We start from the raw sequence: 2,696 nt of genomic DNA on the forward strand, positions 1-2,696 counted from the left end.
AAGCGGCCGTGGCTCTCGAAGTAGATGTTCTCTGCCGTGGTCTGCAGGACCGGCACGTCGTCCAGCGCGAACTCGCGCATCTGCAGCCCGCCCAGTTCGCGCTCGACGATCTCGCGCACCGAGCGCGCTGCAGCGAGGTAGAGGCTGGCGTTCATGCCGATGTGGTGGCTGTCGGCGACTTGCAGGAAGACGATCTGGTCACGAAGCTGGGATTGGTCGCGGAACACGGCAGGTCTCCGGGGGCAGCGGGGTGTGCCCGTCGTGCCCATGTTCCTGCGGCCATGCCGGGGCGATGCCCGGAATAGGGGCCGATCCGGGCCGCTTCACGAGCGACCCTGCGGGGCCTGCAGGCCCGAGATTTGCTCAATCGATGGCAAGGAGGCACGCCCCATGCAGACCCTGGACGAGATGCTGGCCCGGCACCTGCTCACGGCCGACCAGCATGCCGAGATCCGCGCCTGGGTGGCCCAGGCCCGCACGCCCGAGGCCGTGATGCAGATGCGCCCGGCCCTGTGGCAGCGCCTGGAGCTGGCCAGCGTGCTGCTGGGCTTCGACGCGGGCTTGCTGCTGGCCTCGCCGGCCCACGAAAAGAGGGCGCCGTAGCGCCCTTCGAGAACCGGTTGCGAGGCGTCAGCGGCCGTCGCGGTCGGAGTCTCCGGGAATGGCCCGCTCGAGACAGGGCGCCCACCGTGGCGCCCACCGCCGCACCGATGGCGGCGCCGCCCGGCCCGGTCAAAGGGGGACGCTGTCGATGGCGAGGCAGGGGTAGAGTTCTGCGCTTCTTCCAGCCGTGCCCTGTCGTCGCCATGAACCGCTTGTCGTCCGAGTTGCAACGCCTGTACCTGCCACCTTCGGCAGAGGATCTGATCGGCCCCGACGGCGCGGTGCGCGCGCTGGTGCTGGAACTGACGCAGCCGGCGAGTTGGGAGGCGCTCGCGGCGGTGTGGCGAGGTGTCCAGACCGACCTGGAGTTGCCGGCGCCGGCGATTGCCGTGTCCGGCACCGACGGCTTGCAGCTGTGGTTCTCGCTGGCCGCGGCGGTGCCGCCGGCCGAAGGGCGTGTGTTCCTCGACGCGCTGCGCCAGCGCTACCTGGCCGAGGTGGCTGCCACGCGCGTGCGGCTGTGGCCCGCCGTGGACGGCGCAGCGCCACGGCATGCGCCGCGGGTGCCGGCCGAGCAGGGACACAGCGGCAACTGGTCGGCCTTCGTCGCGCCCGACCTGGCGCCCGTCTTCGCCGACACGCCCTGGCTCGACACCCCGCCCAACCCCGAAGGCCAGGCCGATCTGCTGAGCCACCTGGCGAGCATCTCGGCGCCGGCCTGGGCCGCGGCATGCGGCCGCTTGAAGCCGGCCGTGCCGGTGCGTGAGTCGAAGCGCAACGATGCGGCCGGCCCAGCAAGCTCCGGCCTCGATCCAAAGCGCTTCTTGCTGCAGGTGATGGGCGACGAGACGGTCGAACTGGCCCTGCGCATCGAGGCGGCCAAGGCGCTGCTGCCTTACACCGAGGGGCGATAGAAGCGCGCGTCGAGGCCGCCGCCTTCACGCGCAGCGAGTTGCAGCTGCCCTCCCAGGCCCTGGGCCAGCTGATGGGCGATGGCCAGGCCCAGCCCGGTGCCGCCGGTGCTGCGGTGGCGCGAGTCTTCGAGGCGCACGAAGGGCTGCAACACCTTCTCGATCTGGTCGACGGGGATGCCGGGGCCGCGGTCGAGCACCTGCAGGGTCCAGCCCTTCGGGTCTGAGGTGAGGCGCACCTCGGCGCTGCCGGCGAACTTGAGCGCGTTGTCGATGAGGTTGGCGAGCAGCCGGCGCAGCGCCTGCGGCCGGGTGTCGGCGAGCAGCGCGGCGGCTTCGGTGAGCTGCACGGCCAGGCCGGCATCGGTGTAGTCGAGCACGATGCTGTGCACCAGCGCCTGCAGGTCGGTGCGCTGCATCGGCTCCTGTGCGGCCTGGGCCGAGCGCGCGTAGGCGATGCCTTCTTCCACCATGGCCTGCATCTGGGCCAGGTCGGCGTGCAGCTTGTCGCGCAGCGCGCTGTCGTCCAGCAGGTCGGCGCGCAGGCGCATGCGGGTGATGGGTGTCTGCAGGTCGTGCGAGACGGCGGCGAGGATGTGCATGCGCTCGGCGAGGTGGACGTCGATGCGCTGCTGCATGCGGTTGAAGGCGGCGGCGGCGCGCGCCACTTCGCTCGGGCCGTGTTCGGTGAGCGGCGTCGCGGCTTGGTCGGGTCTGAGGCGATCGGCGGCGTCGGCGAGTTGCTTCAGCGGTGAGGTGGCGGTGCGCACGGCCCACGCGCTCAAGGCAATCAGCAGTGCCAGCTGGAGCGCGAGCGCGGCCCAGGCCCAGGGCGAGATGCGCAGCCGCGGTTCGTCGAGTTCCACCGCGAGTGGCGTGCCGTCGGCGAGGGTGAGCAGGGCGCGCAAGGCGGTGGCGGACGTGTGGCCCTCGACGACCTGGATGGGCCGTTTGGCGCCGAAGGCCTGCGACAGCTCGCGCGCCACCGAATCGGCGAGGCGCGAGCTGGCCGGGGCAGACGGCGTGACGTCGAGGCTCAACCGGTAGTTGCGCCGCGAGAGCTTGGGCAGCCACTGCGCCCGTTCCTCGGCGGGCAGGCGCTCCAGCACGGCGACCGAGCTCGCGATGTCGCTCGCAAGGTAGTTGACCATCATCCCGCGCATCACCAGGCTGCGTTCGGCC

4 protein-coding genes are annotated in these 2,696 nt (G+C 71.6%); 2 read left to right on the forward strand and 2 right to left on the reverse strand.

Annotated elements, in window-relative coordinates:
* Positions 1-227, reverse strand: a 227-nt coding sequence (locus VFL64_RS19385) for a hypothetical protein (protein WP_489542024.1), incomplete at its 3' end; no start/stop codon positions are given.
* A 163-nt stretch (positions 228-390) separates the two neighbouring features.
* Here VFL64_RS19385 and VFL64_RS19390 point away from each other — a divergent pair.
* Both VFL64_RS19390 and VFL64_RS19395 read left to right on the forward strand, forming a co-directional pair.
* Positions 391-603: a hypothetical protein gene (locus tag VFL64_RS19390; RefSeq protein ID WP_489542025.1), complete on the forward strand. Its 213-nt coding sequence runs from the start codon at positions 391-393 to the stop codon at positions 601-603.
* Positions 604-806: 203 nt separating this feature from the next.
* Positions 807-1,517, forward strand: a complete 711-nt coding sequence (locus tag VFL64_RS19395) for a hypothetical protein (RefSeq protein WP_489542026.1) — start codon at positions 807-809, stop codon at positions 1,515-1,517.
* On the opposite strand, the gene VFL64_RS19400 is transcribed toward VFL64_RS19395, so the two are convergent.
* The coding region (locus tag VFL64_RS19400) for an ATP-binding protein (RefSeq protein ID WP_489542027.1) at positions 1,499-2,696 on the reverse strand (1,198 nt) is incomplete at its 5' end. The genes VFL64_RS19395 and VFL64_RS19400 overlap by 19 nt on opposite strands.

Source organism: Rhizobacter sp. (assembly GCF_035702065.1).
Taxonomy (GTDB): domain Bacteria; phylum Pseudomonadota; class Gammaproteobacteria; order Burkholderiales; family Burkholderiaceae_C; genus Rhizobacter.